This window comes from Mesorhizobium sp., from assembly GCF_041661565.1.
Taxonomy (GTDB): domain Bacteria; phylum Pseudomonadota; class Alphaproteobacteria; order Rhizobiales; family Rhizobiaceae; genus Mesorhizobium.
Genome location: NZ_JBAZUD010000036.1, coordinates 21,794 through 35,768 on the forward strand (window position 1 = coordinate 21,794; position 13,975 = coordinate 35,768).

Here is a 13,975-nt window from a genome sequence, read left to right on the forward strand (position 1 = left end):
CGCGGGTGTGGCCCTCGGGGCGAGGGAAAGCGAGGCTTACCTTCGCCTGTCGCCGGTGAACCGCAGCAGCATGACGAACAGGTTGATGAAATCGAGATACAGCGTCAGGGCCCCGATCAGGGCCTTGCGCGACGAAGTGTCGTCTGGATCGCCAGCGAAATAGACGTCCTTTATGCGCTGGGTGTCATAGGCGCTGAGACCTGTGAACAGCAGCACCCCGACGGCCGAGACCGCGAATTGCAGGGCACTTGACCCGATGAACAGATTGACCAGGCTGGCCAGGATGATGCCGAACAGCCCCATGAACAAGAACGCGCCGAAGCGGGAGATGTCCCTGCCTGTGGTATAGCCATAAAGGCTCATCGCGCCAAAAGTCACGGCAGCGATGAGGAAGGTCTGGACCATGCTTGTACCGGTGTAGACGAGCAGGATTCCGGCAAGCGAAAGCCCCATCAGTGCGGCATAGATCCAGAATGCAAGCTGGGCGGCGGCGATGCTCATGCGCTCGATGCGGAAGCTCAGGAACAGGACCGCAGCCAGCGGAGCGAGAAGCACGACCCAGATCAGCGGCGTTGCCGCGATCCGCTGGTAAAATCCAGTCCCGACCGCAAGCGCCGCGACGATGCCGCTGACCAGCAGCCCTGCTCCCATGAAGTTGTAGACTTGCAGCATGTACCGCCGCAAGCCAGGGTCGATTTCCCCGCTGTCTCTCCGGTCGGCGTAAGCCCAACGGCCGCCGGCTTCTCTGAAATTACTGGTCATGCTCATCGTCTCTGTTGATTACGGGGGATCGCGCTTCGCCCAGGTCATGCGCCAGGCATCGCGCCTGGCGACAGGGGCGGAGTTGCACACTCCGCCCCACGGTCCGCCATCAGGCGGGAACGGCCGCGCGCGCGGCCAATGGCTTGCTCACCGGCTCGGAGAAATCGAGCACCATCCGCCCCTTGATCCGGCCGGCCTTGAGGTCTGCGAAGATCGTGTTGATGTCCTCGAGGCGTGCCTTGGTGATTTCGGCCTTCACCTTGCCGTCCGCGGCAAAGGCAATGGCCTCGTCGAGGTCGCGCCGGGTTCCGACAATCGAGCCACGCACCGTGATGCGCTTCAGCACGACATCGAAGATCGGCGTCGGAAACTCGCCCGGCGGCAGCCCCACCAGGCTGATCGTTCCCTTGCGGCGCACCATATGCAGCGCCTGGCTGAAGGCCGGGGTCGAAACCGCGGTCACGAGAATGCCATGGGCCCCACCGCCAGTCCCCTTGATGACGTCGGCCACCACATCGGGCGAGCGCGCGTCGAAGGCGAGATCGGCGCCGGCGGCCTTGGCCAGTGCAAGCATCTCGGGTGCGACGTCCAGCGCCACGACCTTCAGTCCCATCGCCTTGGCATACTGGATCGCGACATGGCCGAGACCGCCGACGCCGGATATCGCCACCCACTCGCCGGGCCGCGCCTCGGTTTCCTTGAGACCCTTGTAGGTGGTCACGCCGGCGCAGAGGATCGGCGCCATCTGCGCGAAATCGACGCCGGCAGGCAGGCGCGCGGCGAAAGGCGCCGATGCGATGACATATTCCGCAAAGCCGCCGTCGCAGCTGTAGCCGGTGTCGTGCTGGTGCTCGCAAAGCGTCTCCCAGCCGGTCTCGCAATATTCGCAGCGCATGCACGCATCGTGCAGCCAGGCGACGCCGACCGGATCGCCCTCCTTGAAGTCGGTCACGCCAGGGCCGAGCGCCGCGACGATGCCGGCAACCTCATGCCCGGGAATGAACGGCGGCGACGGCTTGACCGGCCAGTCGCCATCGGCGGCATGCAAATCGGTATGGCAAACGCCGCACGCGATCACCTTGACCAGGATCTCCCCGGGGCCCGGAATGGGAACCGGCACCTGTTCGATCGATAGTGGCTTGCCGAATTCATGGACCACGGCGGCCTTCATCATCTTCACCACAGCGCATTCTCCTTGTTTTCTCGACTGCATTTCGTGCTGCCCTGGGAAACGATGGACCGCGCTCCGTCCCGTTTCATTGACCTAGCGCAATGAGGGAATCTTTTGCCGTTGACCGGGATCAATGTCGGGTCGGCCGAAAGGCAGGAGGGTTGGTGCGGGCAGTCGATGAAAAGCACGCTGCTGAAAGGATAAGTTCATGTCTCATCACGCGTTGGAACTCGTGCGCTCAAAGGGAAACCTGCCCGCGCGCTATGGCAATTTCATCGGCGGCAAGTGGGTCGCCCCGGTCGAGGGGCGCTATTTCACCGACTACAGTCCCATCAATGGTGAGCCGCTGGTGGACGTCGCCAAGTCGACGGCGCTGGACGTCGAACTCGCGCTCGACGCAGCCTACAAGGCGAAGGATGCCTGGGCGCGCGTATCCCCGGCGGAGCGGGCAAAGCTGCTCAACAAGGTGGCTGACCGCATGGAGGAGAATCTCGAGCTGCTGGCGCTCGCCGAAACGCTCGACAATGGCAAGCCGATCCGCGAGACGCGCGGCGCCGACATACCGCTCGCCATCGACCACTTCCGCTATTTCGCTGGTTGCGTCCGGGCCGAGGAAGGTGGGATTTCCACAATCGACGCCGAGACCATCGCTTATCACTTCAAGGAGCCGCTGGGGGTCGTCGGCCAGATCATTCCCTGGAACTTCCCCTTGCTGATGGCAGCATGGAAGATCGCCCCGGCTCTTGCCGCCGGCAATTGCACGGTCATCAAGCCGGCCTCCAACACGCCGCTGACCCTGCTCATCTTTGCCGGGCTCACGGCGGACATCCTGCCCGCCGGCGTTCTCAACGTCGTCACCGGACCAGGCGGCACTGTCGGCAAGGCCATCGCCGCCAACCCCCGCATCTCCAAGGTCTCCTTCACCGGCGAGACGACCACCGGAAAACAGATCATGGGATATGCGGCCGAGCACCTCATTCCCCAGACCATGGAGCTGGGCGGCAAGTCACCAAACATCTTCATGGCCGACGTGATGGATGCCGACGACGCGTTTTTCGACAAGGCTCTCGAAGGGTTCGCGCTCTTTGCCTTCAACAAGGGCGAAGTCTGCACATGTCCGTCGCGGGCTCTCGTCCAGGAATCGATCTTCGACAAGTTCATGGAGCGGGCGGTGGCTCGCGTCGCCAGGATCAAGGTCGGCGATCCGCTCGACCCGACGACGCAGATGGGCGCACAGGCCTCGCGGGATCAGATGGAGAAGATCCTCGGATACATCGACATCGGCAAGCAGGAAGGCGCTCGATGCGTCACCGGCGGGGAACGCGCCCATCTCGGCGGCGCGCTGGAGAAGGGCTATTTCGTCCAGCCGACTGTCTTCACCGGCGACAATTCGATGCGCATCTTTCAGGAAGAGATTTTCGGGCCGGTGCTTTCGGTCACCTCGTTCAAGACCATCGACGATGCCATCCGCATCGGCAATGACACGATCTACGGTCTGGGCGCGGGCGTCTGGGCGCGCAACGGCAACGACGCCTATCAACTCGGCCGGTCAATCCAGGCAGGCCGCGTGTGGACCAATTGCTACCATGCCTATCCCGCCCATGCCGCCTTCGGCGGATACAAGGCCTCGGGCTTCGGGCGCGAGAACCACAAGATGATGCTCGACCACTATCAGCAGACCAAGAACCTGCTCGTCAGCTACAGCAGCAAGGCACTCGGTTTGTTCTGACAGCTCACGGGGTTCATGTCTGGAACGGGACAGTTGGCATGAACTGGCAATGGCACGCGGCAAACATCATGCCCGCGAACCCGACCCTGGATGATCGGGTCGCGTGGCACTTGAGGCACGCCGTTCACTGCGGCTGCCGCGAGATCCCCGAGGGCATCCGACGCGAGCTGGAGCGGCGTGCGATATTCGTGACCGCGCAACCTCCTCACAGCTCTGTCCAGAACTGCTGGCGCCGAACTGGACAGGCTGACCAGACGAATTCGCGCTCACGCAAAACCCGGAAATGCCCAATCCGACACCGGATGAGATGACGAATATCCGTGTCGCATCCTGATGGTTGCGCCATCATGCGTGGTTGCTGCGGCTGGCATCGATACCGCTTGTCTTGAGAGCGGGATGCCGGCGCTGTTTCACCGGGCCGCGTGGAATTCAGCGCAAGGTCGGATGATGAAGCGTGATGGTTCGACCGTCCATCCCAATTTCCAGTTGCCCTTGAACCCGACCGGTGATGCTTAAGCCGTCTTGAGAGCGGTCGCAGCCGCCTCCCGCTTCGGCGCCACGGTTTGGCCGGTTGGCCGCTGCAGTGGTGCAAAGTCGGCCGGCGTGATCGTTTCGCGCTCCAGCAGCAGCTTCGCACCTGCCCTGAGGTCGGCGACGCGGGCGCCCAACAGCTTCTTTGCTCCAGCATATGCTTCGTCGATCATCGCACGCACGGCAAGGTCGACTTCCCGCGCGGTCGCCTCCGAATAATCCCGCGAGCGGCCATTGGGACCCCCGTCGCCAAGCCATTGCAGCTTCTGTTCCTCCAGGACAGCCTGGCCGACCGAGGCATTCATGCCGAACCGCGTCACGCACTGGCGGGCAACATCGGTCGCCTTGGCCAGGTCGTCGGCGGCGCCGGTCGAAATCTCCCCATAGATGATCTCCTCGGCGGCGCGGCCGGCGAGCAGCGCGATCATGCGCTCCTGCAATTCGCCAAGAGTGATCAGGAAACGGTCTTCCGTGGGACGCTGGAGCGTGTAGCCCAAGGCGCCTATGGACCTTGGAATGATCGATACCTTCTGCACGGGATCGGTTTTTGCCAGCGACGAAGCGGCCAGGGCATGGCCCATTTCGTGATAGGCGACACGCTCGCGATCCTCGGGCTTCAGCAGCCGGCTCTTGCGTTCCGAGCCGGCGACGATGCGCTCGACCGCATTGGTGAAATCCTCGATGGTCACCGTGTCGCCCCCGCGCCTTGTGGCGAAGATCGCCGCCTCGTTGACCAGATTGGCGAGATCGGCGCCCGTGAAGCCGGGCGTCAGGCCGGCGACCTCGTCGATCTTGAGGCTCGGCGCCACCGAAATCTTCTTGATGTGCACCGCCAGGATCGCCTCCCGCCCCTTGCGGTCGGGCCGATCCATGACGACCTGGCGGTCGAAGCGGCCGGCACGCATCAAGGCCGGATCGAGGATTTCCGGCCGGTTGGTCGCGGCCAGAAGCACGATGCCGACACGCGGATCGAAGCCGTCCAGCTCAGCCAGCAGCTGGTTGAGCGTCTGCTCCTTCTCATCGCCGCCGCCATATGCCGCAAAGGGGCTGCGGGCCCGGCCGAGCGCGTCGAGCTCGTCGATGAAGATGATGCAGGGTGCCGCCTGCTGCGCCTGCTGGAAAAGATCCCGAACGCGCGCCGCGCCGACGCCCACGAACATTTCGACGAACTCGGATCCCGAGATCGAGAAGAACGGCACACCGGCCTCGCCCGCAACCGCTCGGGCCATGAGCGTCTTGCCGGTGCCGGGAGGGCCGACCAGCAGGATGCCCTTGGGTATCCTGGCGCCCAGCCGACCGTATTTCTCCTTGTCCTTCAGGAACGAGACTATCTCCTTCAGCTCGGTCTTGGCTTCGTCGGCGCCGGCAACGTCATCGAAGGTGACGCCGGTATCGCGCACGAGATGGACCTTGGCCCTGGACTTGCCGATGTTGATAAGGCCGCCTTGCCTCTCGGCAATTCCGCGGAAGAAGAACATCCAGATGCCGACGAAGATCAGGGTGGGCACGATCCAGGAGAGGATTGTCGTCAACCAGTTGCTGTCGGAAGCTCCTGATATCTTGACGCCGGCCTTCTCGAAAACGGCGACTGCCGCCGGGTCGACGCGATTGGCCAGGAACATCGTCTTGCCGTCCTGCGGCTCCTTGAACGTCCCCTCGATCATGGTCTCCGTCAGCGTGACGGACGCGATCTTGCCGTCCTGCGTGAGGCGCATCACGTCGCTGTAGGAAAGCTGCGCGGTGTCGCGGTAGGCGAACCAGAACTGGAACAACCCGATGATCACCAGCGCCGCTACGAAATAGCCGACGTTGAATTTCTGCTTGTTGTCCATAATTGGCCCACTCGATCCGGATTTTTGTAAAGTCGAACTCGCGTTCTTTCATCTCGATCGAGGTCTTGCTTTGACACCGGTCAAGCTCGGGCCTGCGACGAGGATGGAAAAGGACTCCCGGCTCGAGGTCATCGACGCCGATAGCAGCAGGCCGCAATTGATCTGGCACAAGGCGACATTCGGGGCGTCGACATAGTGAACGAGGAGATTCAATCTTCGAGGTCGCGATGCTGCAGGCCAACACCGATCTACACCAGGACAAGCCGGGCAAGCTCGGCATGTCGGTCGCCGGACATTTCATCTGGCTGCACAAATGGCTGCTTGGCGCGCTGGCCTTGCTGGCGGTCGCCCTCGCCTTGGCGCTTGCGCGCTGGCTGGTTGGTCCTGAAGTCATCGTCTATCCGGTGGTCCGTGGCGATCTCGCAAGGACCGTCGTGGCAAGCGGCCACGTCGAGACACCCTACCGCGTCAATATCGGAAGCCAGTTCACCGGCACGGTCGACGAGGTGCTGGTCGACGAGGGGCAGACGGTCAAGCGGGGACAGCCGCTGATTGTGCTGGAGTCCAGCGAATTGAAGTCAGCCGTCGTCGAGTCCCAGGGCGCGGCCGCCCAGGCGGAGGCGCGGTTGAGGCAGCTGCGCGAGTTCACGCTGCCGGCCGCCCAAGAGGCCCTGAAGCAGGCGCAGGCGACGCTGGTCAATGCCCAGGCGGCTTTCCAGCGGGCCGAACAGCTCTCCAAGTCAGGCTTCGGCACCCGCGAGACGCTCGACGCCGCCACCAGGGACCTGGATGTCGCCCGCACCCAGGTGCGCACCGCCGAACTCTCGGTCTACACCGCGCAGCCCGGCGGCAGCGACTACGTGTTGGCCACGACCCAGTTCAACCAGGCGCAGGCCAATGTCGCCACGGCGAAGGCGCGCCTCGGCTATGCGACCATCACCGCGCCGCGCGACGGGGTGCTGATAACCCGCAATGTCGAGCGCGGCGCCATCGTCCAGCCCGGCAACGCGCTGCTTGTCCTGGCGCCCGCCGGCGACGTCCAGTTGGTCCTGCAGATCGACGAGAAGAACCTCGGCCTGCTCAGGCTGGGGCAGAAAGCACTGGTTTCGGCCGATGCCTATCCCGACCAGCGCTTCGACGCCACGCTCTCCTACATCAACCCGTCGGTCGACATCACGAGGGCCTCGGTCGAGGTCAAGCTCACCGCGACGGCGCCACCGGCCTATCTGCGCCAGGACATGACCGTCTCGGTCGATATCGAGATCGACAGGCGCGTCTCGACCCTGATCGTCCCGGCTCGGGCCGTGCACGACCCCACTTCCGCCTCGCCATGGGTCCTGGTGGTGCGTGACGGCCGGCCCCGCGAACAGGCGGTCCGGCTCGGCCTGCGCACCAGCGACCGGATCGAGGTGCTGGACGGACTTGCAAAGGACGATCTGGTTGTCCCGGTCGCCGCCGGTGTCAGGGCCGGCCAGCGCATCAGGCCGGTGGCGTCATGAAACCCTGGCTGACATTTGCCTGGATCGCGGCGCTGCGCTTTCTCGCCGAAGGCCGCATGCAGACGGGCTTCATCCTGAGCGGCATCGCCATCGGCGTCGGCGTCATCGTGTTCATGTCGGCTCTGCTGGCCAGCGTGCAGGCCAATTTCACCAACCGCGTGCTCACCTCGCAGCCGCAGATACAGCTTCTGGCGCCCCAGGAAGTCGCCCGGCCGCTGAGATGGGATGACAAGGTCATCGAGGCGGCGATCGTCCAGCAGCCGACGCAGCGCATCCTTTCCATCGACCAGTGGCAGACGATCCTGGCCGCGATGCGCGCGCGACCGGACGTCGTCATCGCCACGCCCACCGTGTCCGGGTCGGCGCTCGCCGTGCGCGGCGACGCCAGCCGCAGCATCGGCATCTTCGGCATGCAGCCCGACGACTATTTCCGCATCGTGCGCGTGCCTGACTATATCGTCGCCGGCACCGTCGAGCTCGGTTCGGACGACATCCTGGTCGGCATCGACCTCGCCAAGGATATCGGCGCCACGGTCGACGACAAGATCAACGTCACCACCGCGGCGGGCGGCAGCCGAACGCTGACCATCAAGGGAATATTCGACCTCGGCAACAAGGGCGCCAACGAGCGCAACGCCTATGTCGCGCTGCGCACCGCCCAGAGCCTGCTCGGGCTGCTCGGCGGCGTCACCACCATCGACCTCACCGTCACCGACGTCTACGCGGCCGAGACCGTCGCGCAGGACATCCAGGCGACCCTGCCGGTCGAGGCCGACAGCTGGATCAAGACCAACGCCCAGGTCTTCACCGCCATCCGTGCCCAGAACCTCTCCAGCGGGCTGATCCGCGTCTTCGTCGGCCTGTCGGTGGCGTTCGGCATCGCGGCGGTCCTGGTCGTGTCCGTGCTGCAGCGCTCCAAGGACATCGGCATATTGCGCGCCATGGGCTGCGCGCGCGGACAGATCCTGAGGGTCTTCCTGATCCAGGGCGGCGTGCTCGGTTTCGTCGGCTCGCTGGCCGGCGCGATGGTCGGCGCGGCCGCCCTGATCGCATGGCACCGCTATGCGCGCCAGTCCGACGGCTCCGAACTGTTCCCGCTCACCATCGACCCGAGCCTGTTCCTGTCTTCGGCGGCTCTGGCGACGGTCACCGGCGTGATCGCCGGCATCGTGCCGGCGCTGCGCGCCGCGCGCCTCGATCCGGTGGATGCCATCCATGGCTGAACTTCTGGTCCTCGAAGGCATTCGCAAGTCCTACAATGTCGGCACGCCGGTCGAGACCGAAGTGCTGCACGGCCTGGACGTCACCATCCGTCCGGGCGAGTTCGTGGCCCTGATGGGGCCGTCCGGATCCGGCAAGAGCACGCTGCTCAACATCATCGGCCTGCTCGATCGTCCGACGTCCGGCCGGCTGTCGATCAAGGGCGAGGATACGACGCAGCTGTCGGAGGCGGCGCTGACCAGCCTGCGCGGCCACACGATCGGCTTCGTCTTCCAGTACCATTACCTGATCTCGGCCTTCACCGCGCGCGAGAACGTCATGATGCCGATGCTGCTGGACAATGGCCGGCCGAACGCGGCGATGGAACAGCGCGCCGACGAGCTCCTCGACTGGGTCGACCTCGGCAGGTGGCGCAACAACCGTGCGCTCAACATGTCGGGCGGCCAGCAGCAGCGCGTGGCCATCGCCCGCGCGCTGGCGATGAACCCTTCGCTGGTGCTCGCAGACGAACCGACCGGCAATCTCGACACGGTCTCCGCCGATGCGGTGTTCGGCCTGATGCGGCGTTTCAACATCGAGCGGGGCACGACTTTCCTGATCGTCACCCACAATCACGATCTCGCCGACCGCTGCGACCGCATCATCCAGGTCGTCGATGGCCGGATCACCGAGGACCGTGCCAAGGCCCTTCAGCGCGATCCAGCCTGAACCCCTTACACGGTCGCTGGGAGACAGGGTGTCATGGCGTCATGTCGTCGTCAGGCCAGCCTTTGGCCTCGACTGGCTGTCGATCACAGCAACACGAAGAAACCGATCGAGGCCAGGGCCATCACCACCGTGGCGACCGCGCCGCCCAGCGCCATCCAGCGCGGCAAGGTCAGATGGCCCATGATGCGCGGGTTGGTGGCGATCATCATCATGATGGCCATGAGCGGCGCTGCCAGGATCCCATTGACGACGGCGCTCCAGTAGAGCGCCGGGATCGGGTCCAGCCCGACGAAGGTCAGGGTCAACCCGCCGAGCGTCGCCACCGCGATGACGCCGTAGAACGCCTTGGCCTCCCGCGGGCGCCGGTCCAGCCCTTCGGGCCACTCGAACATTTCGGCGACCGCGTAGGCCGCCGATCCGGCGAGCACCGGGACGGCAAGCATGCCCGTGCCGATGATGCCGATCGCGAAGATGGCGAACGCGAACTCGCCGGCAACGGGCCGGAGCGCCTCGGCGGCCTGCGACGAAGTCTGGATCTGGGTGATCCCATTGGCGTGCAGCGTCGCCGCCGTGGCGATGATGATGACCATGGCCACGAGGTTCGAAAACCCCATGCCGAACAGCGTGTCGGTGCGGATTCGCGCCAGTTCGGGCCCCGCCGCATGGGGATTGGCGCCGAGCCGCCGCCGCTTCTGCCGGTGCAGTTCCTCGACCTCCTCGCCTGCCTGCCAGAAGAACAGATACGGGCTGATCGTCGTGCCGAGCACGGCAACCAGTGCCATGGCGTGATCGCCATCGAAGACCATGCGCGGGACCAGCGCGCCATAGAGTGCCGCCCCCCACGGCACATGCACCGACAGTACCACCGCGACATAGGAAAGCAGCGACAGGGTCAGCCATTTCAGGACCGTGACGTAGCGCCGGTAGCTCACGAAGATTTCCAGGGCGATGCAGGCCAGTGCGAAAAGCAGCGCGTACAGGCGATGCGCGGTACCGGTGAGCAACCCGAGCGCTTCCCCCATGGCGCTGAGGTCGGCGCCGATGTTGACGATGTTGGCGACCAGCAGGAGCAGCACGGCGAACCGCAAAAGCCATGGCGAGTAGTGCCGACGCAGGTTGCATGCAATCCCCTGGCCGGTGACGGCGCCGATCCCCGCGCTGATCCCTTGCGTGACCGCCATCAGCGGATAGCTGAAAAGCATGGTCCAGCCCAGCGCATAGCCGAATTGCGCCCCGACCTGGCTGTAGGTCGCGATGCCGCTTGGATCGTCGTCGGCCGCGCCGGTGATCAGCCCGGGCCCCAAGGTCCGGAAGATGTCGAAACGCCCGCGCGGCGGGGCGAGCGACGTGGCGGAGGGTTCCGTCGATTGAGTCTCCATGGCTATCTATAGTCCATCGCGCCCATCACATGACATGACGATCGACGGGGCGCCGCGTCGCCTTTGCCCTGATGACAGGCGCTTCCATCAGGCCACCGACATTCTTGGCGTCATTGACGCCGATCAATGATCGTTCCCTGCACAGGGGGTCTGATGCCGTCATTGCCAGGTGACAGCAAGACATCGACTGGCAAGCGGGTCCGATGACCCATCTCTCGCGTCGTGGCGAACAACGAGGCGCGGGGGTTGTGCCGGCGGCCCTGCCGATCAACCCGCCAAAGGAGAAGAACCATGGTCGAAACTGCAACCAAACTGCCCGTCAAGACGGAGAAGAGCGCCGCACCGGCGCCTGCCGGTAACTGGGCCACGCCGTTCGAAAGCCTGCGTCGTGAAATCGACCGCCTGTTCGACGATTTCCACCCCTTCAATTTCCGCATGCCCTCGACGCGCTCCCTGCTCGGCCGCGAACTGCCTGCCCTGCGCAGCACAGGCTGGCCGGTCGCGCCCGCCATGGACCTGGTCGAGAAGGACAAGGAGTACGAGATCACGGCAGAACTGCCGGGCATCGACGAGAAGAACGTCGATATCAAGCTGTCCAACCACACGCTGACGATCAAGGGCGAGAAGACGGAGGAAAAGGAAGAGAAGGACAAGGACTACTACCTGTCCGAGCGCCGCTACGGTTCCTTCCAGCGTTCCTTCCAGTTGCCTGAAGGCGTCGACGCCGACAAGATCGAGGCGAACTTCGCCAAGGGCGTGCTGACGGTGAAGCTGCCCAAGACCGCCGAGGCCCAGAAGGCGGAGAAGAAGATCGCGGTCAAGGCCGCGTAACAGCCCTGACTGCTGGTCGCCCTCAGCGTGCCTGCTCGGCGCGCTGAGGCGCTGTAGTCCTCGGCGGGTTACCGCACTGCCGCACCGGCGCGGTGCTTGCCTATGCTACGCGGCGCTTTCAATCCCGCCCAGGTGAAGGGTCTTCACCTCCAGATATTCGTCCATGCCCAGATACGACCCCTCGCGGCCGAGCCCGGACTGCTTGATACCGCCGAACGGCGCGACCTCGGTCGAGATGAGGCCGGTGTTGAGCCCGACCATGCCGAATTCCAGGGCTTCCCCCACACGAAACGCGCGCGACAGATCACGGGTGTAGAAATAGGCGGCGAGCCCGAAGGGCGTGTCATTGGCCATGGCGACGGCTTCGGCCTCGGTCCTGAACCGGAACAGGGGCGCGACCGGACCGAAGGTCTCCTCGCGCGACAACACCATCTCGGTCGTGGCATCGCGCAGGACCATTGGGGTCACGAAAAGTGCGCCCGGTGGCGTGGCGATCGCGGGACTTGCCACCGACGCGCCCTTGTCCAGTGCATCGGCCACGTGCGCGGCTATCTTGTCGACCGCCGCGCTGTTGATCATCGGCCCGATGTCCACGCCGTCGTGAAGGCCGTCGCCGACGCGCAGCGCCGCGACGCGAGCCGAGAGACGCTCGGCGAAGGGCTCGTACACAGAGTGATGAACCAGGATGCGGTTGGCGCAGACGCAGGTCTGGCCGCCATTGCGAAACTTCGCGGCCATGGCGCCCTCGACCGCGGCATCCAGGTCGGCATCTTCGAAGACGATGAACGGCGCGTTGCCGCCAAGTTCCAGGGACAGGCGCTTGACGCTGTCGGCACATTGGCGCGCCAGCATCGATCCGACGCGCGTCGAACCGGTGAAGGAGAGCTTGCGCACCAGCTGGTTGGCGGTCAGTTCGGCGCCAATGGCCTGCGGCATGCCAGTCACGACGTTGACGACGCCCGGCGGGATGCCCGCGCGTTCGCCCAGCACGGCCAGTGCCAGCGCCGAATAGGGCGTGAGGTCGGACGGTTTGATGACAACCGTGCAGCCGGCAGCAAGCGCGGGGGCGACCTTGCGGGTGATCATGGCGGTCGGGAAGTTCCACGGCGTGACGATGGCGCAGACACCGACCGCTTCCTTCGTCACGAGAATGCGGCGACCTTCCGACGGTGAAGGAATGGTCGCGCCGGACACCCGCCGTGCCTCTTCCGCGAACCACTTTATGAATGCGTTGCCGTAGGCGATCTCGCCGCGCGCTTCCGCCAGAGGCTTGCCCTGCTCCAAGGTCAGGATGCGGGCGAGATCCTCGGCATGCTGCAAGACCAGCGCATGCCAGCGCTCCAGCACGGCCGCGCGGGCGGCGGCGGTGCGAGCCTTCCACGGTCCGAGTGCCGCCGCAGCAGACGCGATGGCGCGCCGCGTGTCGCCGTCACCGCAGTCCGGCACGTGGCCCAGTTCCTCCCCTGTCGCGGGATTGAAAACCGGGATGGTTGCTTCGCCCGCGGCAGCCTGCCAGACACCGTCGATCAGGCAGGTTTGCCGGAAAAGATCGCCATCGTTCAAACCGTGCATCGTCATCTCGCTCCTCAATCGGCAAGCAAGGCGCGGACTTCGGCCTGGTTCTTGACCGCATCGAGCGCGGCCGAGATGCGCTCGACGAGTTCATCGATATCGGCCAGCGTGTAGTTCAGGCTGGGGGCGAGCCCGATGGTCCCGTTGGGGAAGGCCCGGAAGATCACGCCATTGCGCAGGCCGGCTTCGCCCAGCCGCGCACCAATGCCAAGCCCGGTCGGCAGCAGTGCCTTTGTGGTCCGGCTCGCCACGATTTCGATGCCGGCCAGCATGGATACGCCACGGATATCGCCCACCATCGGATGGTCACCCAGGACGTCACGCAGGCGTGCCATCAGATGCGTGCCGGAGGCCTGGCCGTTCGCCAGCAGCCCGCCCTCGTAGAGATCCAGCGCCGCCAGGGCAGCCGCCGCACTCACCGGATGCGCGGAATAGGTGTAGCCGTGGCCAACCGCCGAGGAACCGGCCTTGTCGGCGATGGTCTCGTAGATGGCGTCGCTCAGGAACACCGCGCCCATCGGCACATAACCGGAGGTGAGGCCCTTGGCGGCCGTCATGATGTCGGGGCGCAATCCGTAGCGTTCCGACCCGAAAAGCGGTCCGATCCTGCCGAAGCCGGTGATCACCTCGTCGACAACGAAGAGGATATCGAGTTCGCGGCATGCGTCCTGCATCGCGTTGAGCCAACCGTCGGGCGGCACGAGCACGCCGCCCGACCCCTGTACCGGCTCGCAGAAAAA

11 protein-coding genes are annotated in these 13,975 nt (G+C 64.9%); 5 read left to right on the forward strand and 6 right to left on the reverse strand.

What is annotated here, in order from left to right:
• Positions 1-36 precede the first annotated feature (36 nt).
• Positions 37-768, reverse strand: coding sequence for a Bax inhibitor-1/YccA family protein (locus tag WC739_RS09055; RefSeq protein ID WP_372952688.1), 732 nt, complete (start codon positions 766-768; stop codon positions 37-39).
• A gap of 103 nt (positions 769-871) precedes the next feature.
• A complete protein-coding gene (gene adhP / locus WC739_RS09060) occupies positions 872-1,936 on the reverse strand; it encodes an alcohol dehydrogenase AdhP (protein ID WP_372952699.1) in 1,065 nt (354 codons plus the stop codon).
• 205 nt (positions 1,937-2,141) lie between these two features.
• Here adhP and WC739_RS09065 point away from each other — a divergent pair, with 205 nt between their 5' ends.
• On the forward strand, positions 2,142-3,662 hold the full coding sequence (locus WC739_RS09065) for an aldehyde dehydrogenase family protein (RefSeq protein ID WP_372952689.1): 1,521 nt from the start codon (positions 2,142-2,144) through the stop codon (positions 3,660-3,662).
• 512 nt (positions 3,663-4,174) lie between these two features.
• Here the strand turns inward: WC739_RS09065 and ftsH are convergent.
• A complete protein-coding gene (gene ftsH, locus WC739_RS09070) occupies positions 4,175-6,025 on the reverse strand; it encodes an ATP-dependent zinc metalloprotease FtsH (protein WP_372952690.1) in 1,851 nt (616 codons plus the stop codon).
• A 278-nt stretch (positions 6,026-6,303) separates the two neighbouring features.
• On the opposite strand from ftsH, the gene WC739_RS09075 reads away from it, so the two are divergent.
• Genes WC739_RS09075 through WC739_RS09085 form a run of 3 tightly spaced genes read left to right on the forward strand, consistent with a single transcriptional unit; the run spans position 6,304 to position 9,453 of the window.
• Positions 6,304-7,524, forward strand: a complete 1,221-nt coding sequence (locus WC739_RS09075) for an efflux RND transporter periplasmic adaptor subunit (RefSeq protein ID WP_372952700.1) — start codon at positions 6,304-6,306, stop codon at positions 7,522-7,524.
• Positions 7,521-8,747, forward strand: coding sequence for an FtsX-like permease family protein (locus WC739_RS09080; protein WP_372952691.1), 1,227 nt, complete (start codon positions 7,521-7,523; stop codon positions 8,745-8,747). The genes WC739_RS09075 and WC739_RS09080 overlap by 4 nt, the downstream gene beginning before the upstream one ends.
• Positions 8,740-9,453 carry an ABC transporter ATP-binding protein gene (locus WC739_RS09085; protein WP_372952692.1) on the forward strand — a complete coding sequence of 238 codons (714 nt, stop codon included), beginning with the start codon at positions 8,740-8,742 and terminating at the stop codon, positions 9,451-9,453. Before WC739_RS09080 ends, WC739_RS09085 begins: the two co-directional genes overlap by 8 nt.
• Positions 9,454-9,536: 83 nt before the next feature.
• Here WC739_RS09085 and WC739_RS09090 read toward each other — a convergent pair whose 3' ends face one another.
• Entirely contained in the window at positions 9,537-10,832 is a 1,296-nt protein-coding gene (locus WC739_RS09090) for an NRAMP family divalent metal transporter (protein WP_372952693.1), read from the reverse strand.
• Between the two features lie 291 nt (positions 10,833-11,123).
• Between WC739_RS09090 and WC739_RS09095 the strand changes: the two genes are divergently transcribed.
• Positions 11,124-11,663, forward strand: a complete 540-nt coding sequence (locus WC739_RS09095) for an Hsp20/alpha crystallin family protein (RefSeq protein ID WP_372952694.1) — start codon at positions 11,124-11,126, stop codon at positions 11,661-11,663.
• Between the two features lie 105 nt (positions 11,664-11,768).
• Here the strand turns inward: WC739_RS09095 and WC739_RS09100 are convergent, their stop codons facing one another.
• Both WC739_RS09100 and WC739_RS09105 read right to left on the reverse strand, forming a co-directional pair.
• Positions 11,769-13,235 (reverse strand): NAD-dependent succinate-semialdehyde dehydrogenase, encoded by a 1,467-nt coding sequence (locus WC739_RS09100; RefSeq protein WP_372952695.1) that lies wholly within the window; start codon positions 13,233-13,235, stop codon positions 11,769-11,771.
• A 14-nt stretch (positions 13,236-13,249) separates the two neighbouring features.
• Positions 13,250-13,975 (reverse strand): aminotransferase class III-fold pyridoxal phosphate-dependent enzyme (locus tag WC739_RS09105; RefSeq protein ID WP_372952696.1); only part of this gene is annotated, 726 nt, incomplete at its 5' end.

Coding starts and splice junctions, on each gene's coding strand:
- WC739_RS09065 (WP_372952689.1), top strand. CDS start 2,142: ATGTCTCATCACGCGTTGGAACTCGTGCGCTCAAAGGGAAACCTGCCC.
- WC739_RS09075 (WP_372952700.1), top strand. CDS start 6,304: ATGTCGGTCGCCGGACATTTCATCTGGCTGCACAAATGGCTGCTTGGC.
- WC739_RS09055 (WP_372952688.1), bottom strand. CDS start 768: ATGAGCATGACCAGTAATTTCAGAGAAGCCGGCGGCCGTTGGGCTTAC.
- WC739_RS09085 (WP_372952692.1), top strand. CDS start 8,740: ATGGCTGAACTTCTGGTCCTCGAAGGCATTCGCAAGTCCTACAATGTC.
- ftsH (WP_372952690.1), bottom strand. CDS start 6,025: ATGGACAACAAGCAGAAATTCAACGTCGGCTATTTCGTAGCGGCGCTG.
- WC739_RS09080 (WP_372952691.1), top strand. CDS start 7,521: ATGAAACCCTGGCTGACATTTGCCTGGATCGCGGCGCTGCGCTTTCTC.
- WC739_RS09090 (WP_372952693.1), bottom strand. CDS start 10,832: ATGGAGACTCAATCGACGGAACCCTCCGCCACGTCGCTCGCCCCGCCG.
- adhP (WP_372952699.1), bottom strand. CDS start 1,936: ATGATGAAGGCCGCCGTGGTCCATGAATTCGGCAAGCCACTATCGATC.
- WC739_RS09095 (WP_372952694.1), top strand. CDS start 11,124: ATGGTCGAAACTGCAACCAAACTGCCCGTCAAGACGGAGAAGAGCGCC.
- WC739_RS09100 (WP_372952695.1), bottom strand. CDS start 13,235: ATGCACGGTTTGAACGATGGCGATCTTTTCCGGCAAACCTGCCTGATC.